The 24,190-nt window shown below is 40.6% G+C and carries 19 protein-coding genes; 18 read left to right on the forward strand and 1 reads right to left on the reverse strand.

Features of this window, described 5'->3' with window-relative positions:
* The first annotated feature begins 3 nt into the window (after positions 1-3).
* The 6 genes from B2M23_RS16460 to B2M23_RS16485 all read left to right on the forward strand — a co-directional run bounded on the left by B2M23_RS16460 (position 4) and on the right by B2M23_RS16485 (position 13,323).
* On the forward strand, positions 4-879 hold the full coding sequence (locus tag B2M23_RS16460; RefSeq protein WP_038352330.1) for a hypothetical protein: 876 nt from the start codon (positions 4-6) through the stop codon (positions 877-879).
* A 57-nt stretch (positions 880-936) separates the two neighbouring features.
* Entirely contained in the window at positions 937-1,353 is a 417-nt protein-coding gene (locus B2M23_RS16465; RefSeq protein ID WP_038352331.1) for a TnpV protein, read from the forward strand.
* Positions 1,354-1,445: 92 nt separating this feature from the next.
* A complete protein-coding gene (locus B2M23_RS16470) occupies positions 1,446-9,497 on the forward strand; it encodes a helicase-like domain-containing protein (RefSeq protein ID WP_052237238.1) in 8,052 nt (2,683 codons plus the stop codon).
* A gap of 145 nt (positions 9,498-9,642) precedes the next feature.
* Complete coding sequence (locus B2M23_RS16475; protein WP_013380215.1) at positions 9,643-10,893, forward strand: HipA domain-containing protein; 1,251 nt, start codon at positions 9,643-9,645, stop codon at positions 10,891-10,893.
* Positions 10,894-10,989: 96 nt separating this feature from the next.
* Positions 10,990-12,084, forward strand: a complete 1,095-nt coding sequence (locus tag B2M23_RS16480; protein WP_013380216.1) for a hypothetical protein — start codon at positions 10,990-10,992, stop codon at positions 12,082-12,084.
* 21 nt (positions 12,085-12,105) lie between these two features.
* A complete protein-coding gene (locus B2M23_RS16485; RefSeq protein WP_123876052.1) occupies positions 12,106-13,323 on the forward strand; it encodes a HipA domain-containing protein in 1,218 nt (405 codons plus the stop codon).
* A 66-nt stretch (positions 13,324-13,389) separates the two neighbouring features.
* On the opposite strand, the gene B2M23_RS16490 is transcribed toward B2M23_RS16485, so the two are convergent.
* Positions 13,390-13,758, reverse strand: coding sequence for a helix-turn-helix transcriptional regulator (locus B2M23_RS16490; RefSeq protein ID WP_013380218.1), 369 nt, complete (start codon positions 13,756-13,758; stop codon positions 13,390-13,392).
* A 155-nt stretch (positions 13,759-13,913) separates the two neighbouring features.
* Here B2M23_RS16490 and B2M23_RS21320 point away from each other — a divergent pair, with 155 nt between their 5' ends.
* The 12 genes from B2M23_RS21320 to B2M23_RS16545 all read left to right on the forward strand — a co-directional run bounded on the left by B2M23_RS21320 (position 13,914) and on the right by B2M23_RS16545 (position 24,188).
* Positions 13,914-14,078 carry a hypothetical protein gene (locus B2M23_RS21320; protein WP_154557635.1) on the forward strand — a complete coding sequence of 55 codons (165 nt, stop codon included), beginning with the start codon at positions 13,914-13,916 and terminating at the stop codon, positions 14,076-14,078.
* Between the two features lie 11 nt (positions 14,079-14,089).
* The gene (locus B2M23_RS16495) at positions 14,090-14,911 is read left to right on the forward strand and encodes a hypothetical protein (RefSeq protein WP_146209127.1); all 822 of its coding nucleotides are present in this window, start codon (positions 14,090-14,092) and stop codon (positions 14,909-14,911) included.
* A gap of 85 nt (positions 14,912-14,996) precedes the next feature.
* Positions 14,997-17,396 (forward strand): type IA DNA topoisomerase, encoded by a 2,400-nt coding sequence (locus B2M23_RS16500; protein WP_052237239.1) that lies wholly within the window; start codon positions 14,997-14,999, stop codon positions 17,394-17,396.
* 69 nt (positions 17,397-17,465) lie between these two features.
* Positions 17,466-17,798: a nucleotidyltransferase family protein gene (locus tag B2M23_RS16505; protein ID WP_013380223.1), complete on the forward strand. Its 333-nt coding sequence runs from the start codon at positions 17,466-17,468 to the stop codon at positions 17,796-17,798.
* Complete coding sequence (locus B2M23_RS16510) at positions 17,782-18,195, forward strand: HepT-like ribonuclease domain-containing protein (protein WP_013380224.1); 414 nt, start codon at positions 17,782-17,784, stop codon at positions 18,193-18,195. The genes B2M23_RS16505 and B2M23_RS16510 overlap by 17 nt, the downstream gene beginning before the upstream one ends.
* A gap of 66 nt (positions 18,196-18,261) precedes the next feature.
* A complete protein-coding gene (locus tag B2M23_RS16515; protein ID WP_038352333.1) occupies positions 18,262-18,576 on the forward strand; it encodes a single-stranded DNA-binding protein in 315 nt (104 codons plus the stop codon).
* 47 nt (positions 18,577-18,623) lie between these two features.
* Positions 18,624-20,741: a VirD4-like conjugal transfer protein, CD1115 family gene (locus B2M23_RS16520; RefSeq protein WP_052237240.1), complete on the forward strand. Its 2,118-nt coding sequence runs from the start codon at positions 18,624-18,626 to the stop codon at positions 20,739-20,741.
* 89 nt (positions 20,742-20,830) lie between these two features.
* Positions 20,831-21,085 carry a hypothetical protein gene (locus B2M23_RS16525; protein WP_052237241.1) on the forward strand — a complete coding sequence of 85 codons (255 nt, stop codon included), beginning with the start codon at positions 20,831-20,833 and terminating at the stop codon, positions 21,083-21,085.
* A gap of 57 nt (positions 21,086-21,142) precedes the next feature.
* A complete protein-coding gene (locus B2M23_RS16530; RefSeq protein ID WP_038352334.1) occupies positions 21,143-22,069 on the forward strand; it encodes a conjugal transfer protein TrbL family protein in 927 nt (308 codons plus the stop codon).
* A 13-nt stretch (positions 22,070-22,082) separates the two neighbouring features.
* Positions 22,083-22,367 (forward strand): hypothetical protein, encoded by a 285-nt coding sequence (locus tag B2M23_RS16535; RefSeq protein WP_013380229.1) that lies wholly within the window; start codon positions 22,083-22,085, stop codon positions 22,365-22,367.
* Positions 22,368-22,375: 8 nt separating this feature from the next.
* Positions 22,376-22,744, forward strand: a complete 369-nt coding sequence (locus B2M23_RS16540) for a hypothetical protein (protein WP_013380230.1) — start codon at positions 22,376-22,378, stop codon at positions 22,742-22,744.
* Positions 22,719-24,188: a hypothetical protein gene (locus B2M23_RS16545; protein WP_038352335.1), complete on the forward strand. Its 1,470-nt coding sequence runs from the start codon at positions 22,719-22,721 to the stop codon at positions 24,186-24,188. The genes B2M23_RS16540 and B2M23_RS16545 overlap by 26 nt, the downstream gene beginning before the upstream one ends.
* The last annotated feature ends 2 nt before the right edge of the window (positions 24,189-24,190 follow it).

The following is a 24,190-nucleotide window of genomic DNA, read 5'->3' on the forward strand; positions in this document are numbered from 1 at the left end:
ACTATGGATATTGATTTCTACCCGGATAAAAACAGGGTTATTCGTTTGATAAAAGAAGTCGCGAACGGGCAATATAAAGGTGATTTAAATGCGGTTTCGAAATGGCTGGAAAGTAGTGCTGAGCTCGTTGGTGTAAACTTTTTTAAGACAGAAAAAGAAATATCAATAAACTTTGGATGTATGCGGAAAATGTATGATGATATACATGATGCCTATCCGGTATATATGGATACTTTTAAGAAAAAAATAACACAGAACAGTGTGTTTATGGTGGACTTAACACAGAGTAAGCCTTTGGACTTTGAGCAGTATCTCGACGAAGATGAAACTAAAGACAGTCTTGTTGGAGAAATAATTGTCACGATGAGTAAGGACTGGAATCACAGTGCAAGTGTGGCCACTTTGCAGGAATATGTCCTTGCCCACATAGATTCAAAAATTGATTTGCTTCAAAAGCAAATTATGCCAGAGGATAATTTGAATTTATATCGAAACCATGTAATTATCACAAATCTATTACGAGAGAACAAGGACGAAATTGAAGGATTCTTGACAGAAAACCAATTCTTTGATTTTTGGAGAGGTGGAAGGTATGAGCGATATGAGACGCTTCAGAATGCTGCCAGCAGTTTTTCTAATTGCCCCGAAGCCTTGAAAAGTATTGCTAATCTTTTGACAGATGAGCAGGTAAACTTTTCTGCTTATCACGCACATAAAACAACCATAAATCCCAGTGAAATCAGTTTTAATAATGATTTGATTAACGAAACGATTGCTTCGCTTGAAAACTATAGAGAAAGATATAAGCGTGAAACCGGACAGTTGAATATATTGGATGAAAAATATAATTTTGATTCGGAAATGGATGAAGAAAGATAAGCCATGGATTTTCTAATAAAACAGTGTATAATTAATATAAAAAAGAGGAGAAGTTAAATGGAAAAAGCTAAGAAAACAATCCTGGAGCAGATAGCGCCGGAATTACAATATGTTCAAAATGGAGATTATCGTATTCCAAACATAATTGATTCTCCAAAGGAAGGAAAGAAATTAAATCGTTGGGGTCACCAATATGCTGAATACTTTAGGGGTATTCTGAAAGGAGGCCCTTACGATTTTGCGCTGATGGAAGGCGTCCTCAATCAACACTGCTACGAAGTCGGTGAACGGGCGGAGGAAATGTACCAGAATATCCATTGTCGGATGTGCGAGGAAGAAAAGATAGAAGAAATTAAAAAGACCGACTACCGGAGTGCGGTAACGCTTTTAGAAAAGATTCAAGCGGAAGCCGAGGAAGTCGTACTGCAGGAAGTTGTCTATGACGATGATCTTGACTGGCTTCCAGAAGCGTGATGATCTGAGAGGATCGGATTAATCGAATAACCATACTGAATGAGCCAACACCACAGAAATGTGGTGTTTTTTTATTTTAGAGAGGTGTAGAGTTGAAATACTATGAAGCGCTAGAGATTTACAATGACATATGCAAAAAAGTAATTGAGAGCCCAGAGGAGTGGATGCAGTTTTTAGACGCATCGCAGGGAATCTATAAATATTCGTTTAAAGAACAGCTGATGATCGCTGCGCAGCGTCCTGATGCGACGGCAGTCGCGGATATTGCATTCTGGAACAAAAAAATGGGACGCTATGTGAAAAAAAATAGCACCGGAATTGCGGTTTTTACGGAGAAAACAGATTCAAATCAAAAGCTGCGTTACGTTTATGATCGAAGCGATACCGAACGATCGTGGTACGGAGGACACGAAGTCCATCCATGGCAAGTTGAAAAAACGGAAGACTATGCCATGATTGCTGACGCCATTGTCAATGCCACGGGCATCGAAGTGCCGAATGAATCTGCTATTGAAGATGTTTTTTACTATGTAACGGCCGCCACTGTATCGGATCAGGAGGATGTAGATGAATTGGTGGATAGCACTGCGCTTAAGGGGTCAGAACTATCGAAAAAAGAAAAAAACGATCAAAGCAGCTGCCTAAGTGCCTTGATCGTAGCTTCAGCCGCCTACTTGATGATTGGCCGGTGCGGCTTAGATCCCAGAGCTTATATCAGCAGAGAGGAATTCAAAGAAGTTTCTTTATTAACCAGTAAGAGCGCTTTAATCAATTTTGGGAACATCTACACAGATTATGCCCAGAGTATTCTCCAATTTGTCGAAAAAGAAAGCAACAAGCTGGCCATAAAGCACCGCAGAGATGAAGCGGAAAAAACGACAGAAGCAGAAGAAATACCGCAGGCCGAATCTGAAACAAACCCGCCGGTTCATGAACCGGACGTCGAAGATCAAAAAGAAGAAAATACACTGGAGGAAATTACGCCAGGTGTGCCGGTAGAAGTCGAAGTGCATGGAAAACCGGATCAGAAACAGCTCACACTGTTTGAGCCGCTGCCGAGCATCGAGGAGCAGCGGGGGACGTTGGCCACAGAGGCCCCAAAAGCAGCCGACATATCCGAAGGCTTGATGACAGACGCGTTAATCAATCGTGTTCTGATGAGCGCTGGCGGCGGAAGAGGTGCAGCTGACCGTCGACTTGAGATTGCCGCTTACTGGCAAAAAGGGCACTCTATCAACGATTTTGCTGCTTTTTTAGAAGATAAAATTGGAATAGCCGGACAGGGATTTCAATTTGACGGCAAAAAACTATGTGCATGGTATGACTCCAACGGTTTGAGACTATCCTACTTTCCGTCAGCTGTTGAAAATCCCATGAAGACCCTGACATGGACAGAAATTGCATCGAGAACAGACCGTCTCATACGCACTGGAGCATATTTATCTTCTGAGGAAGTTGATGCCATTCGTCAGCATGAGCTTAAAAGGATCGGTGAAGAAATCTATTTTGTTTTCAGAGATACCATAGCAGATATGCATAAAGATATATTTAACGATCTTGCTCCGTATTCTGGTGCGCCAGAGCATTTTGTATATTTTGAAAAGATGCTTAGTTCACCCCAAGGCGTGAATCAACTACTGGCTGTTCTAAAAAGCGATATAGATAAAATTAAAACAGGTGAGATTAAACTTCGATCTAGACTGGTATATACGCCAGAATCGATAATGGCGGAACTTGAAGATCTATTAAAAGATCCCAAAGAGATTCAAAAAACAGAAAAGGTAAGCCTCCTTTATGAAAATTTCATTACTCAGGACGAAGTTGACTATGCTTTAAAAGAAGGAGGAAATGTCGAAGGTAGTTTTAAAAGAATTTACAATCATTTTAGTCAGCATAAAAAAGATGCTAAAGATGATAGTGCTTTTTTAGCAAAAGAATATGGCGAAGGTGGAACATTTGGTCGTAAAACGATTGAAAATATTCATTACGCACCATCAAAAGGAATTGAAATCGCCAAAAGATTGCCGAACGGCCAGAAGATAGAACTTAACATTAATTATCGACAGGTGGCCAAACGTATCCGTTACTTAATTGAGCACAATCTTTTTCAGACACCTGAGCCGCAGCGGTCAGTCATGCCAGCAGAGCCAACGGAGCAACAGGAGCCAGCCGGGAATTCAGATGAAAACCACGGAGAGTATGATCAACCCGCAGAGAGGTTCGAAACACCCGATCCGGAAACCGATATTGAGGCGATCAAAGAAGAACTCAGCCAGGTTATTGAGGAAATCAAAGATGAAAGAGCGGCTGAACAGGCGCTGCATACTGAATTGATCGACAAGTATGGGCAAACAAACGGGCAGGCAAAAACACTATTTGATCAGTTCCAGAGCCTTTTTCCGGAATTTCTGGATAATGACTGCTTATATGAGCGCCGGGAGACCGAAAACGATGCTTTTATGCCATTGGTACTCGAAAAAATTGCATACGATACTTCATACAATACTTTTGTCATGACCCACTATTATCGCCAAAACGGGGATCTGGTCACAGACCCGGAAATTGTTTATCTTTTCGATGTCGAAAAAAAAGCATTAGTGCCATTGACCTATGAAAACGGTGGTTTAGGTATCTATCAATCTGTGATCGAAGAAGGAGAGATCAACGAGGGCTTAGTTCATTCCCTTCAACAATTTTCTTCCTCCTGGCTGGATAACATATCCGAGCAAGGATACCAACCGGTTAAGAGGGTGGTCAACCGGGAAGGCGAGGAAGTCACCATTGATTTTACCGAGGCAGAGGTCATCCCGGAGGATGCGGAGGAAGGACAGGAAACGGACGAAGCAGCATTTTCTAATGCAGCGGAGATCTCCAAGTTGCCCACAGAGCCAGGGGAAATCAAGGAGGAGCGCGATAGCCCGACGCATCCCATTCGTCGCTTTATGAGAACCTGGGGCTTAGAGAACTGCACGACCTTTGAAAGCCTTGAAATCATGATGCAACACCACCAGCCAGGGAAACAGGATATGGATGATCGTGGCGAACTGTCAAACCTGATGAACAGGGCGCAACAGGATTACGCTCAAACAGCCAATGCTGATGTAGCAGCCCTGTCCTGGATAAAATACCGAAACGCTTTTCGCCAAGCTTTTTATGAACTGGCAGACGACATCTGTCAAGGCAAAGCGACCGAGAAGGTCACCATTGGCTTTACCGAAGCGGAAATAATCCCGGAGGATGCGGAAGAAGAATCGGCAACCGACAGAGCGGCATTTTCTTTTGATCAAAAAAAAGAAAATACTGAGGAATCTCCACAAGAGACAGGATGGACGCCAAAATTTGAGGTATCCCAGGGTGGAAGCAATGATGAACCCCAGAATCGCCAGAGCGATGTTACTCCGCAGCAAGGTGAGAATTTCATCATCGGGCCAGATACTGGCGATTCGCATTTTAATCCCACCGAGCGCATCCGAAAAAACATCGCAGCCATACAAATGCTGAAGCAGATTGAAGCCGAAGGCCGAATGGCAGATGATGATGAAAAAGCCGTGATCAATGCTTACGTTGGATGGGGCGGCCTTGCGGATATTTTTGATCACCGGAAACAGACCTGGAAGGAAGAAAAAGAAGCACTGAAAAGTATGCTCTCACCGAGTGAGTATGCAGCAGCTGAGGGCTCCATTCTAAATGCCCACTATACCGATCCGGGGATTATCTCAGCCATGTATGAGGCCGTTCAGCTTTTTGGTTTCTCGATTGGGAACGTGCTGGAACCCGCATGTGGAACAGGCCGTTTTATTGGCACAATGCCCATGGCATTGCGTGAATCCAAAGTCTACGGTGTGGAGTTGGATGAGCTGAGCGGCCGCATGGCCAAAGCACTATATCCGAAGGCAGAGATTACCATAAACGGCTTTGAAAATACACATTATCCGATCAATTTCTTTGACCTGGCCATTGGAAATGTGCCATTCGGAAACTACAAAGTAGCAGACACCAAATACGATAAACTGAATTTTCAGATACACGATTATTTTATTGCCAAAACACTCGATCTGGTACGTCCAGGCGGCATCATTGCATTCATCACCAGCAAGGGAACAATGGATAAGCAGAACAGCAGTGTTCGTCAATATATTGCGAGACGGGCGGAGCTGATCGGCGCGGTACGCTTACCGAACAATGCCTTTTCCGGCGCAAATACGAAAGTAACCGCGGATGTGCTCTTTTTCCAGAAACTGGAAAGTATGCGTGATTTGAATGCCATTGACTGGATTGATCTCAAAGAAGATGAAAACGGACTGAAGTATAATGCCTATTTTGTTGACCACCCAGAGTATGTCGTCGGTGAAATGGTGGAAATCTCAGGGCCGTATGGCTCGGAGCTTGCTTGCCAGGCAGCTAAGGGCAGCGATACCATTCAGAATGTGCGTGATGTTATTTTTGATATGGCTGTTTCGCACCGAAATATCTATGAAAACCGGACAATGGCAGAAGCGACCCAAGATCAGGACGTCATTCCAGCGACCCCAGATGTAAGAAATTTCACCTATACGATGGTGAACGGCAGCATCTATTATCGAAACAATTCTGTTCTGATCGAGCAGGAGGTAACCGGCACAAAAGCCGAACGGATCGAGCACCTGATTGAAGTACGCGACGCAGTATACCGGTTGATCGACGCAGAAGTCTCGGGTGAAAGCCCCAGGCTTATCAAAGAATACCAGAATGAGCTGAATCGGATTTATGATCATTTCGCCAAGAAATACGGCAGAATCGGTCGTCAGGCAAATAAGCTGGCTTTTTCCGAGGACTGCACTTACCCGATGCTGCTGTCATTGGAAGTCAATGACGGCGAGGGCAATTTTTTAAGAAAAGCTGATATTTTTTCAAAGATTACCATCCGCAAAAAACAAGAAATTGATCACGCGGACAATCCAGTGGACGCTTTATCCATCTCACTAGCAGAAAAGGGCGGTGTCGATTTTGAATATATGCAGCAGCTGACCGGTGAGGATGAAGGAACCCTGCAAAGCGGATTAAAGGGATTCATTTTTAAGAATCCTGAAAGTGATGCCTGGGAAAGTGCGGATGCCTATTTATCCGGAAATATTCGTCAAAAGCTTTCAGCAGCTCAGGCAGCCGTTGAAAAGGGAGAAGAAACATACCTGGAAAATGTGGAAGCCTTAAAAAAGGTCATGCCGGAGCCATTAAAGGCATCGGAAATTTCCATCGTGATGGGGAGTACCTGGGTTGATAAAAAGTATTATGAACAGTTTCTGTTTGAGCTTTTACAGCCTGCGGAACGGATCAAAGAAAAGATTGAATTGTTCTACTCTGAGGAAACAGGCAGCTGGCAAATACTCGGAAAGAATTTAGATTTTGGAAATATTCTCTCCCTGCGCACCTATGGTACCGAACGCGTCAACGCCTATTACCTTTTCGAGTCCTGTATGAACCTGAAAGACGCCAAAATCTATGACCTGGTAGACAATAAAAGGGTTGTAAACCAGGATGAAACGGTACTCGCCAATAATAAGCAGAAGCTAATCCGTGAAGCTTTTAAGGACTGGATTTATGAGGACTTTGATCGGCGCGAGGATCTGGTCAATACGTATAACCAACTTTTTAATAATAATCGGCCAAGGGAGTATGATGGCAGCAATTTGCCTTGTGTTGGACTCAATCCAGATATTATGCTTCGGCAAAATCAATTAGATGTTGCGGCACGGATCATTTATGGGGAGAATACAGGCGTTTTTCATTGCGTCGGAGCTGGTAAAACGCTGGCCAGCATTGTCGGCATCATGGAAAGTCACCGGTTAGGTCTGACGCACAAGGCGCTGTTTGTGGTTCCAAATCACCTGATCGAGCAATGGTCAATCGAATTTATGCGCGCTTATCCGGCTTCACGAATCCTGGTATCCACCAAAAAAGATTTTCAACCGATTAATCGCAAAGTCTTTTGCTCAAAAATCGCAACGGGCAATTGGGATGCGGTCATTATCGGACAAAGCCAATTTGAAAAAATACCGGTTTCCTTTGAGCGTCAGGAAAGGTTACTAAACGAACAGATCGACGCCATTGATCTTGAGATAGATTTTTCAGAGAACCAATACACGAAAAAGCAACTAATCGCTGCCCGGAAAAGAGTAGAAGCAAGTCTGAAAAAGCTGACCGATCAAAGTAAAAAGGATCAGGTCATTAACTTTGAGCAGCTGGGCATTGATGCATTGGTAGTGGATGAGGCGCAGCGGTACAAAAACCTGTTTACCTACAGCAAAATGGGCGATGTCGCAGGTATTAACCAGACCGATTCAAAGCGTGCCTCAGATATGCTCATGAAGTGTCAGTATATGGATGAGATAACCGGCGGCCGGGGGATCACTTTTCTGACAGGCACACCCGTCAGCAATTCGATCTCTGAATTACACACCATGATGCGCTATTTACAGGCAGATCTGCTGCGTGAACTGAGGATGGAATCCTTTGACAGCTGGGCATCGGTCTTTACCGAAAAAGTCACAAAAATGGAGCTGGCGCCGCAGGGTGGAAATAACTTCCGGATGAAATCGCGTCTCGGAAAATATAACAACCTGCCTGAGCTGATTTCCTTTTTTAAGAACAGCGCGGATATTAAAACGCCAGATATGCTGAATCTGCCGGTGCCGATGGTACACTTTGAAAACATCGTTTTAAAACCATCACCGGCGCAAAAGGCTTTAGTCGAATCCCTTGGAGCGCGTGCGGATCGCGTCCATGCCGGTGCAGTGGACCGTTCCGAGGATAATTTCTTAAAAATTACTTCGGATGGCAGAAAGGCAGCGCTCGATATCCGTCTCTTCGATCCCGATCTTCCTGAAGATGAGTACAGCAAAGCCCAGGCCATTGCACAAAATGTCTTTAAAATCTGGTCTGAAACGGATGGCGCACAACTCGTGTTTTGTGATTTGTCGACACCAAAACCGGATCACTTCAATGTGTATGATGATATTAAAAGTAAACTCATACGTTTGGGGATACCCGAAAAAGAAATCGCCTTTATTCATGATGCAGGCACCGATAAACAGAAAACAGCATTATTTAAAAAAGTGCGAAAAGCTGACGTTCGGGTACTGATGGGAAGTACCGAAAAAATGGGCGCCGGGATGAATGCGCAGGACAAATTAATTGCGCTGCACCATGCGGATTGTCCGTGGCGGCCAGCGGATTTGGAACAGCAGGAAGGGCGCATTGTCCGACAGGGAAATCAATATGAGGAAGTGAACGTATACCGCTATATCACGGAGGGCACCTTTGACGCGTACAGCTGGCAGGTCATTGAGCAGAAACAACAATTCATCAGCCAGATCATGACGAGCCGTTCACCGGCCCGGAGCATTGAAGATGTTGATCTCCAGACATTGAATTATGCAGAAATAAAAGCCCTGGCTACCAGCAACCCTTTAGTAAAAGAAAAAATGGAGCTGGAGATCCGGCTGACCGAACTGAACACAATGAAAGCAGCATACCGGAATCAAAAGTATGAAATGGAGCATAATCTGGCAAAGGTTTATCCTAAACGCCAGACAGCTTTAACCGCACGACAGAAAAATATCGAGCGTGACCACGGCCTTTTTCTGGAACAGAAAGTGTCAATGGGCAGCAAATTTAAACTGAATGTGAATGGCCATGATTACTTTAATCCTGAGGAAGCCGGAAAAGCCTTTCAAAAAGCGCATTATGAGCTTTTAGGCGTGGGGCAGCTGGAAAAGAAGATTGCGGAGTATTGTGGTCTGGATATTTATGTGAAGTACGATTTTGAGGCCGAAAAACGGGAAATGACGATCCGAACAAAACATGGATCATTTTATAAATACGACTTTGGCCGAAGCGCAGCTGCTGCAATTACAGCCCTGGACAAAGTTGATGATTTTTTTGTTGATCAAAAAAAGGAAATTAATGACGCAATGGTTAGCCTTGAAAAGCAAATTGAGGATGCCAGTCAGTTACTGGATACACCTTTTGGTTATGAGGAGGAACTTGAGGAAAAAAATGAGCGGTTAAAGGAAGTAATGATTGAACTCTTTGATAATGAGGTAAATAATAAAGAGATAGAAGACATAAGATTTTCCAGTATTGAAGATAGTGAAGAAGAGCGTTAACGTTGTAAAGTCTTGATTAAAATGGTAAAATTTTAGTACAGAAAAAGATGAGTATAGAAATAATCGTGTAAATCAGATATATAGGCACAACGATACGGATAAAACGAACAAATACTATAAAAAATGACGATTGGAGGTGAGGAATATGGCAAATGATTATTATCAAGGATATACTCTTATGCATAAAAACACACCAGTTGCAGAGATCGTCCTGGATAATGCATCTGGGACAATTTCTGCCATTGGCGAAATATACACACCGGAACATGTGCCGGTGGGCATAGCAGTGAAAAAAGGAAAAGTTGACCGTGCTGCACTCAATGAATGGTGGAAAAGCAGAGCGATTCCAGCCAGTCGTGATGGTATTAAAAGTGCATTAATCGAACTAAATGTCACTTCGACACAAAAGCTTCTTGATAAATGCCTTGGGTTGTCATTGTCGGATCAATATTGGATATGCCCTGTCGATTCTGGAATAAGTTGGGAATCTGTAAATTTTTTTCAAAATGACTTCTCAGATGACGTAGGCAATATTTTGTTCGGAAAAGGCTCGTCCAGTGATAAAATCAGCTTGATGTCGCCTGATAATACCTCGGATGGGTGGTTGAAAAAGAAATGGAAAATCATCGATGAAAAACGCTGTCTGATTAAAGGTGGCAGCGGCGCTACTCAGCAAGAGCCATATAATGAGGTGCTGGCAAGCTATATTATGGAGCGATTGGGTATTCCGCATGTACCTTATACACTGATGATTCAGGATGATTATCCCTATAGTGTATGCATAGATTTTATCACACCACAGACAGAGTTGATTTCTGCATGGTACATCATGCAGACACAGCAAAAGGAAAATCATGTTTCCGTTTATCAGCACTATTTGAATTGCTGTGATGCACTAAACATTTCAGGTGTAAAAGAAGCCCTTGACCGAATGATTGTGCTGGACTATCTAATTGCGAATGAAGACCGGCATCAGAATAACTTCGGTGTGGTTCGCAATGCGGAGACGCTGGAATACCAAGGAGCTGCACCGATATTTGATAGCGGTACATCTCTTTGGTTTGATAAGCCTATAGCTTTAATTGGTCAGTCGAAAATAAATAGCAAGCCCTTTAAGAACCGACATGAGGAACAGATTAAGCTGGTATCTTCTTTTGACTGGCTCGACCTGAAAGCACTTGACGGTATAGACGAACAACTGCGGGAGCTTATGCGTGGGTCGATATTCATCGACGATGCACGTTGTGATGCCCTCTGCTCAGCCTTGAAACGGAGGGTGGCGTCGTTGACTGAAGTCGTGAATGACCATAAAATTTTTGTATCAGTGAGCAACTGTCATGATGATGTATCTGAAGACATTGCTTACAGTGGGGAACAGGATGATTTCGAGCGATAAAATATCGTAAAGAAACCTATGTGGACACAAAAGTTTATATGACTTAGAAGAATAAAGCTTTTTATCTGAATGAAATAAATACGAAAGGCTAAAGCTATGCAATTAAATGGTTTATTAATGCACAAAGACACCGTAGTGGCGGATATAAAAAATAACGAATTGGAGATCATCAACCAAGGGCTGTTACCGTTATATTTGAAGCGAAACGGCTCTTTAGAAACATGGATAGCAAGTCGGGCAATTGATGCCCATCGCCCACATTCCAGGCTAATCAAGCGCATTTTGCGCCTTTCTGCAGCGGATGATTGCGAAGTCGCCCTTAAAGTCAATGCCGCTACGATTACCGATAACTGGTGGATCAAGCAAACAGCAGAAGAGAGTCTGAAATACAAAGATGTCCGATTTTCAGTGAATTATTTTGATAACCTTGCTCTTAAAGGTGATCCGGACAGCATTGAGCGGATCAATCATCCGGAAATTCTCACCAGCAGGAGTCCAGAACTGACCAATATCGGCAGCTTTGAAAAGTGCTGGAAACTGGAGAATCAGGAATGGTGGCTGTATAAACTGAGTAATGCGTTTCAAACTTTTTCAGAGCTTTTTATATTTGAAATGGGCAGTATGCTTGGTTTTGACATGGCCTATTTTGAACCGTGGGAAAGCGGCACGAAGACTTTGGACTTTACAGAAAATGCAAAGTATGATTTTGAACCGGCTTTTAGTTTAGTCGGGGAAGAGGTGGATTATTTTACCAATTATACTGCGATCCACGCATTAAGCCCTGAATTGGCGCAGGAGTATTTAGATATTCTGGCATGTGATGCGTTGTTTTTCAATTTTGACCGCCACACACACAATTATGGCTTTTTGAGGGATTCAGACACTGGCTTATATTTAAAAATGGCCCCTAATTTTGATAATAATCTGGCCCTTATTGCCAATGGCTATCCTTCGCAGGTATCCATAAAGAGGAAAAATGATCTTTTTATCAACGATTTTTTAGATTTACTGGATCAGACAAACAGTACATATTATTTACCTGAATTATCGGAATCAATGATTGATGAAGCTTTTGAATTAGTAGGAATGAACGTACATTACGACACAATTAAAGCCTTTATCTTAAATGGTTATGATCGACTTGCAAAAGAACTGCCAACTAAAGCAGCAGAGGAAGAACCGGAGCGTTAAGAGTGAAAATTGAGGATGCAATTGTTATGTAAAGCTCATAGAGTCTGCGAAATCGATCAGGAAACGGGCGATATTTTTATTTTTAATCAAGCATTAATGCCTTTAAATCTAAGTCTTTCAGATTTCCATGGCACCATTAAACAAAGGATCTCGAATATCAATTCTTTTGACGCCTGGTGTGCCGAACGGGTATTGTCAATTGACCGAAGATATGCAAAGCGAATACTCAATGAACTCGGGTTAACTCAGAGCCAGTCTACAGAGGATAAAGCAAGAATTTCACGGCTATACCGTTGTCTTTCACTGCAAGATAGTTATTGGGTGAAAAAAGAAGACGAGAAGGTTTCATGGAAAGATGTAAATTTATTTTCAAATTCTTTTTCTAACGCTTTTGTATCTGTTTCGTTACTTGGCAGGAGCTTGACACTCAGAAATAAGGATTTATACAGTCGTATGCCGGATATTACGACAAATGGAAGATACGCCAAAGCATGGAATCGTGTGGATGATCAGATCATTATGTATAAAGCTGATGACATCGAAGGCAATGAAACGATAAGGGAGGTAAACGCCAGCAAGATTCTGGATTGCTTCGGCGTTGATCATGTTTCGTATGAGCTCGCTTGTTTTGATGGCCATCGCGTCAGCATGTGTAAGTGCATGACTAACGAAGATCGTTCCATTGTGCCATATCGCCATTTTATTGCAGCTTGCAAGCGTAAAGGAATTGATGATGTGGATAACATTATTAATGAAGTGAAAAAAATTGATACCACAGGTTACTATACTATGAATATCATGACCTATCTGATTGGGAACAGTGATAATCACGATGGTAATTGGGGATTTTTCAGAGATAATGATACAGGTAAACTTTTGAGAATTCATTCACTTTTTGATTTCAATTGCGCATTTGAAAATTATGATAAAAAAGATGGTGGCTGGTGCATTCCAGAATTAAAAAAAATAATATCAGACGAATCCAATGAGTTGTTCTATGAGCCTGACCCTTCGAGTAAAACGCTTCAGGAAGCGTCTTTAGAGGCTATCAATTATGTTGATATTGAAATGAAGCACCCGATTAGAAAAGATTACTTTTTAAACGATGTTGACTACGAGGTATTTAGAACACGATGTGATGAACTTGGGGTTGAAGTAAAGCTTGAAAGAGAATCGGATAATCGCGAACCTGATATTGATATAGCATTCAATCGCTATGAAGAGGAAGAAGAACGTTAGTAAAAGCACAGGAGGAGTCCTGTGCTTTTTGTATACGTATAAAACATTGAGGAGGAAGAAAGATAGTCATTTTTTTTCGCTGAACATTTCCATGAATTTGACGATTGATATACGGTCTTGGGGTGATAAATCAATGAAAGCCTGGATCAAACGGATATCGGACGTAGTAAGATGATGTTTTTGTTGAAGTCTGATCAGTAAAGATTCCGTAACACCATATCCGCCTTGTGATTTTTCCCAAATAGGCTCTTTTCCATAGAGTAAGTAATCTCGTCGGATATGAAAAACGGAGCAAATCGTAACAATTGTTCGTTCTGTCGGTCGAGCTTCTTCGCTTTCAATACGACCGACCGTGGCACGGGAAAGGCCAATGCGTTTGCCGAACTCCTCCTGCGACATATTCAGCATCTTGCGAATTTTTTTAATATTATTCATTAATCAATCCTCCACTCAAGCAAATTAAGTTCATTTTTGCACAAGAAAATTGATCTGTCAAATAGTTTGCATTCTTTTAGAAAGGAATGTATAATAATGAGCATAACCATATTAAAAGTGTTGCAAAACTGGCCTTTTTGAGGAAAGGGGGACTTATGAATAAAGAAATCGAATATTTGGAAGTTGAAGCATTCTTTGAAAAATATAAATCCTTGCCAGTTGAAAAACAAAAACTTGTGATGGAATACCAGCAAATGTTAATTAATAAAAAAGAAAAAAATAAGGAACAACATGAAACTGGTGATGTAGGGTCAGAATGAAGGTAAAGGAAATGAAAAAACGTAAAATTTGTTTAATGCTTGTATGTCTGTTTGGAATTTTGATTGCGATGAGTGGATGTAATGCGAGCAGCATTGAAGGGAACTGGTATGAAAACAGTAATCCGGACAAAAATCGTATCGAGTTTAAAGATGAAGGAAAAGCTATGTTTATGGCCAATGGATATAGCGATGAAATTACTTATTCTTTAAGCGAAGATAGAAAAACAGTTTATTTAGAACGAGAGGGGATTTTATTTGATCAGAGTGGTACATTAACCATGCAGGATGATGGATCGTTAAAAGACATAAATTCTGGATATGCTTATTTTAAAAATATTGAAGAAGCGCGTAAAAGCCATGACAAAATTATTGGTGAGCGATACGATAACGCGTATAAACTAATAACGGAAAATGTATGGCGGACAGATTCTATCAGAGATAACAATAACACGATGCCGGATTGTTATGGCGTATTAGAAATAAAGAATGACGGCACATACGCCGGTATGGTCTATTCAACCAATGAGGACGCGGTGCTGGTTCGTGAAGTGGGAACTTATCAGGCGGATAGAGTTGATGAAATTAATGAATTGAATTACAGCCCTGATACAAAGCGTATTTATCTGACTTTTACACCCACTTCGATTGAAGACAGTGGTCTTCAAAACTACCTGGACAATATTAATGCAGGGCGTAATTTTCAAATGTACATCTATAGTCAACCAGACAGTTTCTTTGTTAGCCCTGGAAAAAAGGAGAATTTAGAAATGGTGGATCAAGGAACCTACTACAATATCTATTTGAGATCTAAGCAGTATCACTCAGGAAACTAATTGACTGTCAAGCCAGACATGTGTCTGGCTTTTTTATTATGAAGGAGGCATTTATTTTGGAGAGACGAAATGAGGGGGAGCTTTATTGAAAGATTTAATATTAGCAGAAAAGCCAACCGTAGCTGTGAATATTGCAAAAGCTGTCGGTATGACCAGTCGAAAAGACGGCTATTTTGAAAATAGTCAGTATGTGATTACTTTTGCGATTGGACATCTTTTAGAATTGTATGATGTAAAAGATTATCATCCTGAATATGGCGAAAAATGGGAAATATCCCATTATCCATTTGTTCCAGATACATTTAAGTACAAAATAGCGGAATCAACGAGAAAACAATTTAAGATCGTCAAAGAGCTTATCTTATCTGATGAGATACAGGAGATTATTTCTGCGACCGATAATGACCGTGAAGGACAGTTAATAGCAGATCTGATTTTTCGTTATCTGGGCGTAAAAAAGCCCATACGACGGCTCATAACCAATGAATGGACAACAGATGCCATACGCTACGGATTAAAAAATACGGTACCGAATAAATCGAAGCAGAGTCTTTTCTATGCGGGACTTGTAAGGCAGCAAATGGACTGGCTCCTGGGGATTAATTTAACCAGTGTGGCGACCCTGAAGCTTTTAAAAAATGGAACCGGTAAAGATACGCTTCACATCGGAAGGGTCATCCTTCCTACGCTTAAACTTGTTTATGACCGGGAAATGAATGTAAAAAACTTCAAATCCATTCCGATTTACTACTTAAATGCCTATGTTAAGGATGTATCAGGTGAGGAAATCATCTTCCGATATATTGAAGGTGATGAGAAAATCTATAAATTTGATCATGACAGCCATCTGGTTCAGATCCTGCGATTAATAAACACCGAAACGGCTGTTGTCGTGGGTTATGAATGTTCGGAAAAAAAGATGAATCCTCAAAGGCTTTTCAGTTTACCAACACTACAGGGGCATATTACAACGAAGTATGAAGGCTGGAGTTCGGACAAGGTTTTAAAAATCGCACAAAAACTGTATGAGAATAAATTGATTACATATCCCCGAACAGATAGCGTTTATCTGGATGAAACCCTGAAGGAAAACATGTCAATGGTACTGAATATCCATAAAATAGAGAGCCAATATGCTGAGATGCTCCAATTTAAGGATACTAAGCGAATCTTTAACAGTGAAAAGGTTGAAAGCCATAGCGCAATCACAATAACAAAAGAGAAACCCAGAGGACTTTCGCAGGACGAACATATTGTATATGAAGCGATCCGAAATCGCTTTTTAGAACAGTTTATGCCATTAGCCATTGATGAAGAAGTTGAGGTAACACTTGCTTTTGAAGGTAAAGTACCGTCAGAGGATGGTGCTTTTTTATTTTCGGCAAAATCTATTGTAGAAAGAAGTCCAGGCTGGCGGCTTATTGAGAATAGAAACGCCACAAAAAAAGAGACGTTGCTTACGAGGATGCGAGAAAATGAAAGTGTCACGATTGACAGAGTAATGGTAAACAAAGGCGAAACAAAGCCCAATCCGCTTCATACAGAGGAAACGCTGATAAAAGCAATGTTACAGTGTGGTAAAAAATACAAAACAGAGGATGAATTGGAAACATCGATACTTTCCGGATTTACCATTGGAGCATCATCATCGAGAGCAGCTGTGATCAAAAAGCTTTTTGATTCAGATTACGTCATAAAGAAAGGAAAATCACTGGTCACAACAGATCGTGGAAAGTCTTTGATTCAGGCATTTCCGGTAAAGTCTCTTTTTAATGTTGAGACAACCGGGAAAATGGAAATGAGACTAAAAGATATTGAAGAGGGGAAAGCAGATCCCAGGGCTTACCTTGAAGACGTTAAAATTAAAACAAAGGAGTATGTACAAATGATTTTAGAAACAGAACAATCCGTATTGAATGCTGGGGAAGATATTTCAATTAAAGAGCTGCGCTGCCCGAAGTGTGGAAAGCCCTTACATAAAACAAAAAGTGGCGTGGGTTGTACCGGCTATGAAAAGGAAGGGAACGGGTGCGATTTTTTTATCGCCAATCCTTTTGCCGGTAAGACACTGTCAAATCGGCAGATAGCACTGCTAGTAATTAACAAAAAAACACCGATTATCCGGGGTTTTAAGAGTAAAAAAGATACTAAATTCGATGCAATGCTGGTTCTGAATCATCAATATGAAATTAAATTTGAATTTCAAAAAAGCGAAACAGATTTAGCCTGTCCCTTATGCGGAAAGCCGCTGAAAAGAAATAAAGCAGGAATGGGGTGTTCAGGTTGGAAAGAGGGCTGTAAATTTATGATTTTCAACCCTTATTGTGGTAAAAGATTATCAGACAATCAGATTGAGCAGCTAATAAAAAGAGGGCATACCGGCGAGATCAAGGGATTCAAAAAGAAGTCGGGAAATGGTACTTTCAGCGCAATTCTTTATTTAGATGATTCAGATCAGTATAAGGTGAAAATGAAATTTGAATAATCAGTTGTAGAAGCGATTGTAACGTGATATGATGAAGAAAATATTACTTCCAAAGGACGTGAACAACAAATGAATGATGTTTTGTATTCAATAGATGAAATACGAAGAAAAGCGAGGCCGATTCTAAAAAAACATGGTGTTAAACGTGCTTTTCTGTTTGGCTCCTATGCTCGAGGAGAAGCAAATGCAGAAAGTGATATTGATATTAAAATCGAAAAAGGGAAAATAGAAACTTTATTTGAACTTGGGGCTTTATATGAGGATCTCAATGATGCGTTTAATACAGATGTGGATCTGGTTACAGATGAAGCATTATCACATCCAATGAATAAAGATATTACGGAGAAGATTAATAGAAACATTATAAAGGAAGAACAACTCATCTATGAAGAAGAATATTGATGTATTGGAACATATTTCAAAATATTGTGAGCAGATCGAAGAGACAAAGGATCGATTTGGGCGGAAATTTGTAGACTTTGAAAATGACAGAGACTATAAAAATTCGATATGTATGAGTCTGATCCAAATTGGAGAGTTATCAGGACATCTTTCAAAAGATTTTAGAGAAAACACGAAAAAAATTATTCCTTGGCAAGCCATAAAAGGAATGCGAAACTTGTTTGCACATAACTATAATGCTGCGGATTTATCAACAGTTTGGGCTACCACAGAACAAGATATTCCAAAGCTTAGTATGTTCTGTAAAAAAAACATCACTATGTACTACTTCATGGTTCAGGATCAAGAAGAATTGATTGATGAAATAGTAAGTGATGATTTTGACGAAGAAAGATAAATAAGGCATAAAGATTCAGGCTCTTGAGTTATCAAGGGTCTTTTTTATTTAAAAGGAGTTGATCGTATGGATAATTACAATGAGGTTAAGCTGTCTGGTGAAATTATTACGGATATTGAAGTGCAAACCTCAAATGCTGGTAAGAAACTCTGTAATTTTTCATTGGCATTAGGCGGCGATGAAAAAGATCATTCCACAAATTTAGGAATGGTAGTGCCAATTTATGCAATGGAAGAAACCGCAGAAGCACTGATTGAGGAGGCTCAGAAGGGAAAATATTTGATTGTTACAAATGGAGAAATTAGTGTGGGATCATATGATACCGGAAAAGGAAAAAGGTTTATGACAACCATTTTAGTCCGAAACTTTCAAATAATATAATAATTCTAAATAAATTCAGAAATAAGCTTTAAGGAGTAACAGATTTAATGAAAAATCACGCAAAGGAAAAAATACGGTTAGGGATCGTATTTTTCATATTAGGCACCCTTGCAATGCCTTGGATCGTTACGTTTACTGATGTCATGATATCGGGAACAGTAACTTCCATCACACTATCAGATTTTTCCTATTTTGAAGCAGTTCAAAAGATTCTATATAAAGAACCTTGTGGGCTGCTTTTTTTATTGTCAGAATGCATCTTGTTAATGACGGTCATTATGTGCGTTATCAAAATGGATACAGAACTTCGATCAGATATGTATCAAGTGACAGATCGAATATCAATCCCCATTCCTTCAGGGGAATATCAGCATGGGAGCGCATGGTTCTTAAGTAAAAAGGAGTACGGCAGAGCATTCGGGGCACACGAGATTGATCCCAACAATCGAACCATTCGTTTGTTGTTAAAGGAAGGCAGAAAAGATTTTGAGGAAATAGAAAATGGTATGATTCCAGACTTTGAAAAAATCAAAAAGATAGATGCAATACAGGAAATATTCGACGAAGCAGGGCTTGTTATCGGGAGAACGCTAAAAGGCAAAAAAGAGGTTATCTATTCAATCGACCATGATTCTCACTTTTTGGCATTGGGTGCAACGCGAAGTGGGAAAACACGCTGCATTGTTCTGCAATCCATCGGTTTGTTGGCCTTATCGGGTGAGTCGATGCTGATAACCGACGTGAAAGGGGAGCTGGCAGATTATACACGTCCTTATTTGGAGCGTCTGGGTTATGAAGTATATATTCTTGACTATAAAGAACCAGAAAAGAGCAACAAATATAACGTGCTTCAATTTGTGATTGAGGCGGCGAGAGACGGTGATTTTGATACTGCGGAAGAACGTGCAGCGGATTTGGCGAAAATGCTGGTACCAGACAATGACAAGTCTGAACCAATATGGTCAAATGGAGAGAGAGCAGTCATTGAAATGGCCATTCTGTCCGTGGTTTTGGAAAATATAGATCATCCCGAGTACCAGAATCTTTATAATATCTATCGGTTTATCGCGGAAATGAATAATCAAGTCGTCATTAATAAGAACCGCATTTCTATCCTGGATCTTTTCATGGAAGACCTGAAACGAAAGAACCCACATCATAAAGCCGTTTTGGCATATGCGACCATTCAGGCGGGAGCCGGATCACCGAAAACAGTGAGTTCTTTTCTTGTCTCAGCAATGACAACACTGAAAATTTTCTCAACCGGAAAGATGAATGCCATGTCCAATACTTCGGATTTTTCCATGAGTGAGCTGGGCGACAAAAAAACTGCGGTTTTTATCATCTTACCTGATCAGAAGGATACCTATTATAAAATTGCGACAGCGGTCGTCGCCAATGCCTATGATGGATTGATCCGTAAAGCAGATCAGCAAGGAGGGCGTTTAGATCGTCGTATCCGATTCCTTTTAGATGAATTCGGCAATTTTGCAAAATTAAACGCGTTTTCAAACATGGAAACTGCCGGTGGATCAAGGGGGGTTCTTTTTGGTATTTTTCTTCAGGACTTTGCACAAACCGACGAAAAATACGGCCATGAGACATCTCGTATCGTTCGGTCTAACTGTGAAACGTGGGCTTATCTGAGAAGCGATGACCCAGAAACACTTAAGAGAATTTCCGATAAGCTTGCGAACTATACCTGTACCGTCTATAATGCATCGTCAAATGCGGGGAACAGAAGCTTTAGCCGCTCTAATTCATCCAATAAAATGACCAGAAAGTTACTGGAAATAAATGAATTGCAGGAAATCGATCGCCCCTATCTCTTGATTACGAGTCGCGTAAAGCCAGCTATTATGGAATCACCTGACTTAAGCGAGTGGTATTTTAATACAATGTTTGGAATGGGCGACAAAGAACATAATATCAAACTCCGAAAATACCGCAATCAAGCTCGCGGGGTTATGGATATTTCTGGAGAGCTCAATTCATGGGGAATATGGAATTCTTACCGGGATATTCAAATGCTGAAGAGTATTAGCTATTTAGAAATGACCGAGCAGAATTTTGATCCCATAAAGTATCGGATCGATGATATCTATCGGACTGAACTGAATAAGACCTATTTTTCAGTAAGTGATATTTCACCTGATACTGATTAAAATAGTGGCGATGAAAGTTAATCTGGAGCCATTCAATCAAGTGCCAAAACGGCACTTTTTTTTATTTGTTAAGAAAGGAGGTGGATAAAATGCTTGATAATTCAATACTGGTAACCGGAACAGTAAATTTAGCAAATGCAGCACTTAACGGACTAATGGCCGTAATCTTTGTAGTGTGTCTTTGTTTTTTTACTTATTATTGGATGAGGAGAGCGCACTCAGATGAAATGGATCAGAAGAAATGGGAAAAACGTCTGTTTACTGTATTAGTTAGTTTACTTGGTGGAGAGCTAAGTGTCGTTATTTTGCGCGTGATTTTATCTTATTACAATATTAATGTTTGAACAAAAGAACCTTCAGAAAAGTGTTTTTCTGAAGGTTCTTTGAAAGGGGATGATTAGTTGGATTGGTTAGGAAAACTCATCACAAATCAATTTGTCAATTCTGGTGACGCCCAAAACTCAATAATACAAGTATTTAAGGATCTTGCATCTGGAGTTGGACTTGTAAAGACCATTATGTATCCAGAAGTTTCACTGGGGGACTCAATCAATTCCTTGTTTGGAAATATTTATGGATTGATTCTCGGCATTGCAATTGCATTGATCGTACTCAAAGTAGTACATAAAGCGAATAAAACATATGGCCTCGGTGATGATGATCCGTCTCAAGACCCAATTTTTCTTTTTAAGAAAATGTTGCAGGCAGTTATTGTTGCTGTGGGATTTAACAGCATTCTGTATTTTGTTTTATTTGGAATTGTGGCGGGAACTGTAAGCACGATCTCAGGCATGGTAATTGGCAGCTTGGGTCAAGCCTTTCAGGATAGCTTTCTTTCTGGCGATTGGACAGAAACATTATTTAATTTAATCAAAAACATAGCGGATATTTTTTCAGCGCCATTTACGTCGATATTACTGATTTTGTACATTATTTCGTGCATTATCATGTATTTTAAATTCATTATGCGTTCCTGTGAACTGGTCTTCCTGCGCATAGGCTTTCCGATCAGCTGTGTTGGAATCATCGATTCAGACTATGGTGTTTTTAAACCCTATATTAAGAAATTTTTTCAGGCAGCAACGTCAATTATTATTCAAATCGGATTACTCCACTTGTCGTTGGGTTTAATCCTGATGCCGATTGTCGATGCAAATACTTCAATTACAATGACCAATACAATATGGGCCTGTTGTTGCTTATGGACAGCATTTTCAGTGCCTCACATTTTGCAGGAATTCTTGTTGTGGGGTGGTGGATCGTCTGGATTCTCGTCGACAATAAACACTGGCGCAAATGTTATTCGCGCCGTCAATATTTTTAAATAGAAGGTGATGATTATTGGACCCGAACTATGAATTGGTAAAAAACAGTCAGTTCTTTTTTGGTGCTGGCACTGTGCAGGATGGGATTATGCTTTTAGCCAGAGCACTTCTCTTTCTGTTCGACGTTATAATCGTGGTGCGAATTGTTTATCTTTTTATGGAAAGATCGCAAGGAGACGAAAATGGGCAAATTATGAAGCAAATTGTGAATTGCTTCAAAGCGGCGATTATAGCAAATGTACTTGGAGGATTAGCTCTTATTAGCGAGATACTCCAGTATTATTACCACATAAACATTTGAGGTGACACATGGAAAATAAAATTGAAGATCGAAAAAAATTGTATATTCCAGCAAGAATTAAGGTGGAAAATGAACCGCTTAAAGGCTTTAGCAGCCGATCACTGAAATGGTTTCTTATCTCAGGGATCATTGCTTCTGTTTTCTGTTTAATTGTAGGGCTCATAAGCAAGGAGTTTTCATATGGCATTTTATTGTGGATGTTCACCATTGGAGCTTTAGCGGTCGCTTTTCATGAAAACGAGCTAAACATGAATATGGTGGATTACTTCATGGTTTTGTTCCGGTTTGCAGGTGAGCAACAGAAATATGAGTATTTTTTTTATGATACTTTAGATGATATGGAGGAAAAACATGGCCATCGAAAACAAAGTAAGTAAGAGGATTGACGAAATTTCAGCTTTGCTTGTTGGTGAAGTGATCCGGTATAAAGATAACCGAATCAAAGATATTGAAGCACTTGAAAATGCGATGCTGCAAAGCGAGAAAAAAGAAAAAAAAGAAATAAAAAACCATATGGATAAAGACACTCAAGCAGTGAAAGAGCGCATTGAAGCGTTTTTATCTGAAAGCGAATCTCTGGTCGAAACGTATGGAATGGATGATACTTTTGAAAATCAGAACGAATCTCAGGAAAAGCCGGAAACAGAAGAGTCAGATCCAAATCCGAGACAGATTCAGTCTGCCAGCCAAAAAGAAAGACCTTATGCGATAACAAAGAATGAAATGAGCGTTTACAGCAAGCTTCGGAGAGAGGTGGATGCGATACATGCAAGGACAGCCTTTAAAGAACCAAAGGAACAGATGCGTTTTGAATTTGTCGTTATGGACACGATGGCCAATACGGATTATCCAGAAAAGGAAAGTGATTTACGTACTTTGAGTATGATGAGCGCACCCAATACCAGTATCTCTGAATCAATTGAGAATGAAGGCTGGCCAGCAATTAACGCTGGCATGAATTTGAAGGCAGCAAATTATATACCAAAGAATGAAAAGGCAGCTCTATCATTACAGTGGCTTAAATCTGAAAAAGTGCGATTGGAAACTAGAAAAGCGGAGGTGGCGAAAGTATTAACGTTAAATACAGCAATCACAACTGAAAGCTTATATCAATCAGATGCTGAACTAAAATTCCTTGGTGAAAATCATGATCTGTGGCTGGATGACGCTGTTAACCGAAAAATCCAGGAAATTCATGAACGAAATGTCCTAATTCTTGAAAACAAAATATATTATGGTTCGAGAGAAGAAGAATCAGCGTATAAACAGGCCCTTCGAGAACAGATCGAAGAGCGGTACCATGTAGGGAGGGATACCAACCTGACCCAAATGGCTGACAGAATATTGTCTCGTGATCATCATGATTATTGTGCGCTAACCCGTGAGGAAGCAGTCCATTTTCAAAATGAAGAGCAGACCATTTATGATTTTGACCAAAATACCAAAGTTTGGGAACGTGTAGATGCAGTCGAAAAAATTGCCGTGGCGCTTCCAAACCATGATTTTTATATAAGCCGGAGCGACTTGTCCGCTTTTCTGCAGCAGCAATTTGAGGATACGTTGTATGAAAATCGCATGGAGCAGGAAGATCTGTATACAGAAGAGGTAACAGATTACCGGACTGAGATTGATCCGGATGTTGGGACACGGGAATCCATCAATGCCCTTGGAAAGAAAAAACAACCGACAGCTGCCAGTGTTCAGGATGAGCTCGAAGAAGATGTTGAGTATGGCATTGGAGAAGTCGGAGATTCAAATCAGGAGGCCATTGAGGAATACATGGTCGAAGAAATAACAATTGAAGAAGATTTAGAGCGATAAAA

This window comes from Eubacterium limosum (assembly GCF_000807675.2).
In the GTDB taxonomy this organism is placed as follows: domain Bacteria; phylum Bacillota; class Clostridia; order Eubacteriales; family Eubacteriaceae; genus Eubacterium; species Eubacterium limosum.

Coding starts and splice junctions, on each gene's coding strand:
- B2M23_RS16460 (WP_038352330.1), top strand. CDS start 4: ATGGATATTGATTTCTACCCGGATAAAAACAGGGTTATTCGTTTGATA.
- B2M23_RS16465 (WP_038352331.1), top strand. CDS start 937: ATGGAAAAAGCTAAGAAAACAATCCTGGAGCAGATAGCGCCGGAATTA.
- B2M23_RS16475 (WP_013380215.1), top strand. CDS start 9,643: ATGGCAAATGATTATTATCAAGGATATACTCTTATGCATAAAAACACA.
- B2M23_RS16480 (WP_013380216.1), top strand. CDS start 10,990: ATGCAATTAAATGGTTTATTAATGCACAAAGACACCGTAGTGGCGGAT.
- B2M23_RS16490 (WP_013380218.1), bottom strand. CDS start 13,758: ATGAATAATATTAAAAAAATTCGCAAGATGCTGAATATGTCGCAGGAG.
- B2M23_RS21320 (WP_154557635.1), top strand. CDS start 13,914: ATGAATAAAGAAATCGAATATTTGGAAGTTGAAGCATTCTTTGAAAAA.
- B2M23_RS16495 (WP_146209127.1), top strand. CDS start 14,090: ATGAAAAAACGTAAAATTTGTTTAATGCTTGTATGTCTGTTTGGAATT.
- B2M23_RS16505 (WP_013380223.1), top strand. CDS start 17,466: ATGAATGATGTTTTGTATTCAATAGATGAAATACGAAGAAAAGCGAGG.
- B2M23_RS16510 (WP_013380224.1), top strand. CDS start 17,782: ATGAAGAAGAATATTGATGTATTGGAACATATTTCAAAATATTGTGAG.
- B2M23_RS16515 (WP_038352333.1), top strand. CDS start 18,262: ATGGATAATTACAATGAGGTTAAGCTGTCTGGTGAAATTATTACGGAT.
- B2M23_RS16520 (WP_052237240.1), top strand. CDS start 18,624: ATGAAAAATCACGCAAAGGAAAAAATACGGTTAGGGATCGTATTTTTC.
- B2M23_RS16525 (WP_052237241.1), top strand. CDS start 20,831: ATGCTTGATAATTCAATACTGGTAACCGGAACAGTAAATTTAGCAAAT.
- B2M23_RS16540 (WP_013380230.1), top strand. CDS start 22,376: ATGGAAAATAAAATTGAAGATCGAAAAAAATTGTATATTCCAGCAAGA.
- B2M23_RS16545 (WP_038352335.1), top strand. CDS start 22,719: ATGGCCATCGAAAACAAAGTAAGTAAGAGGATTGACGAAATTTCAGCT.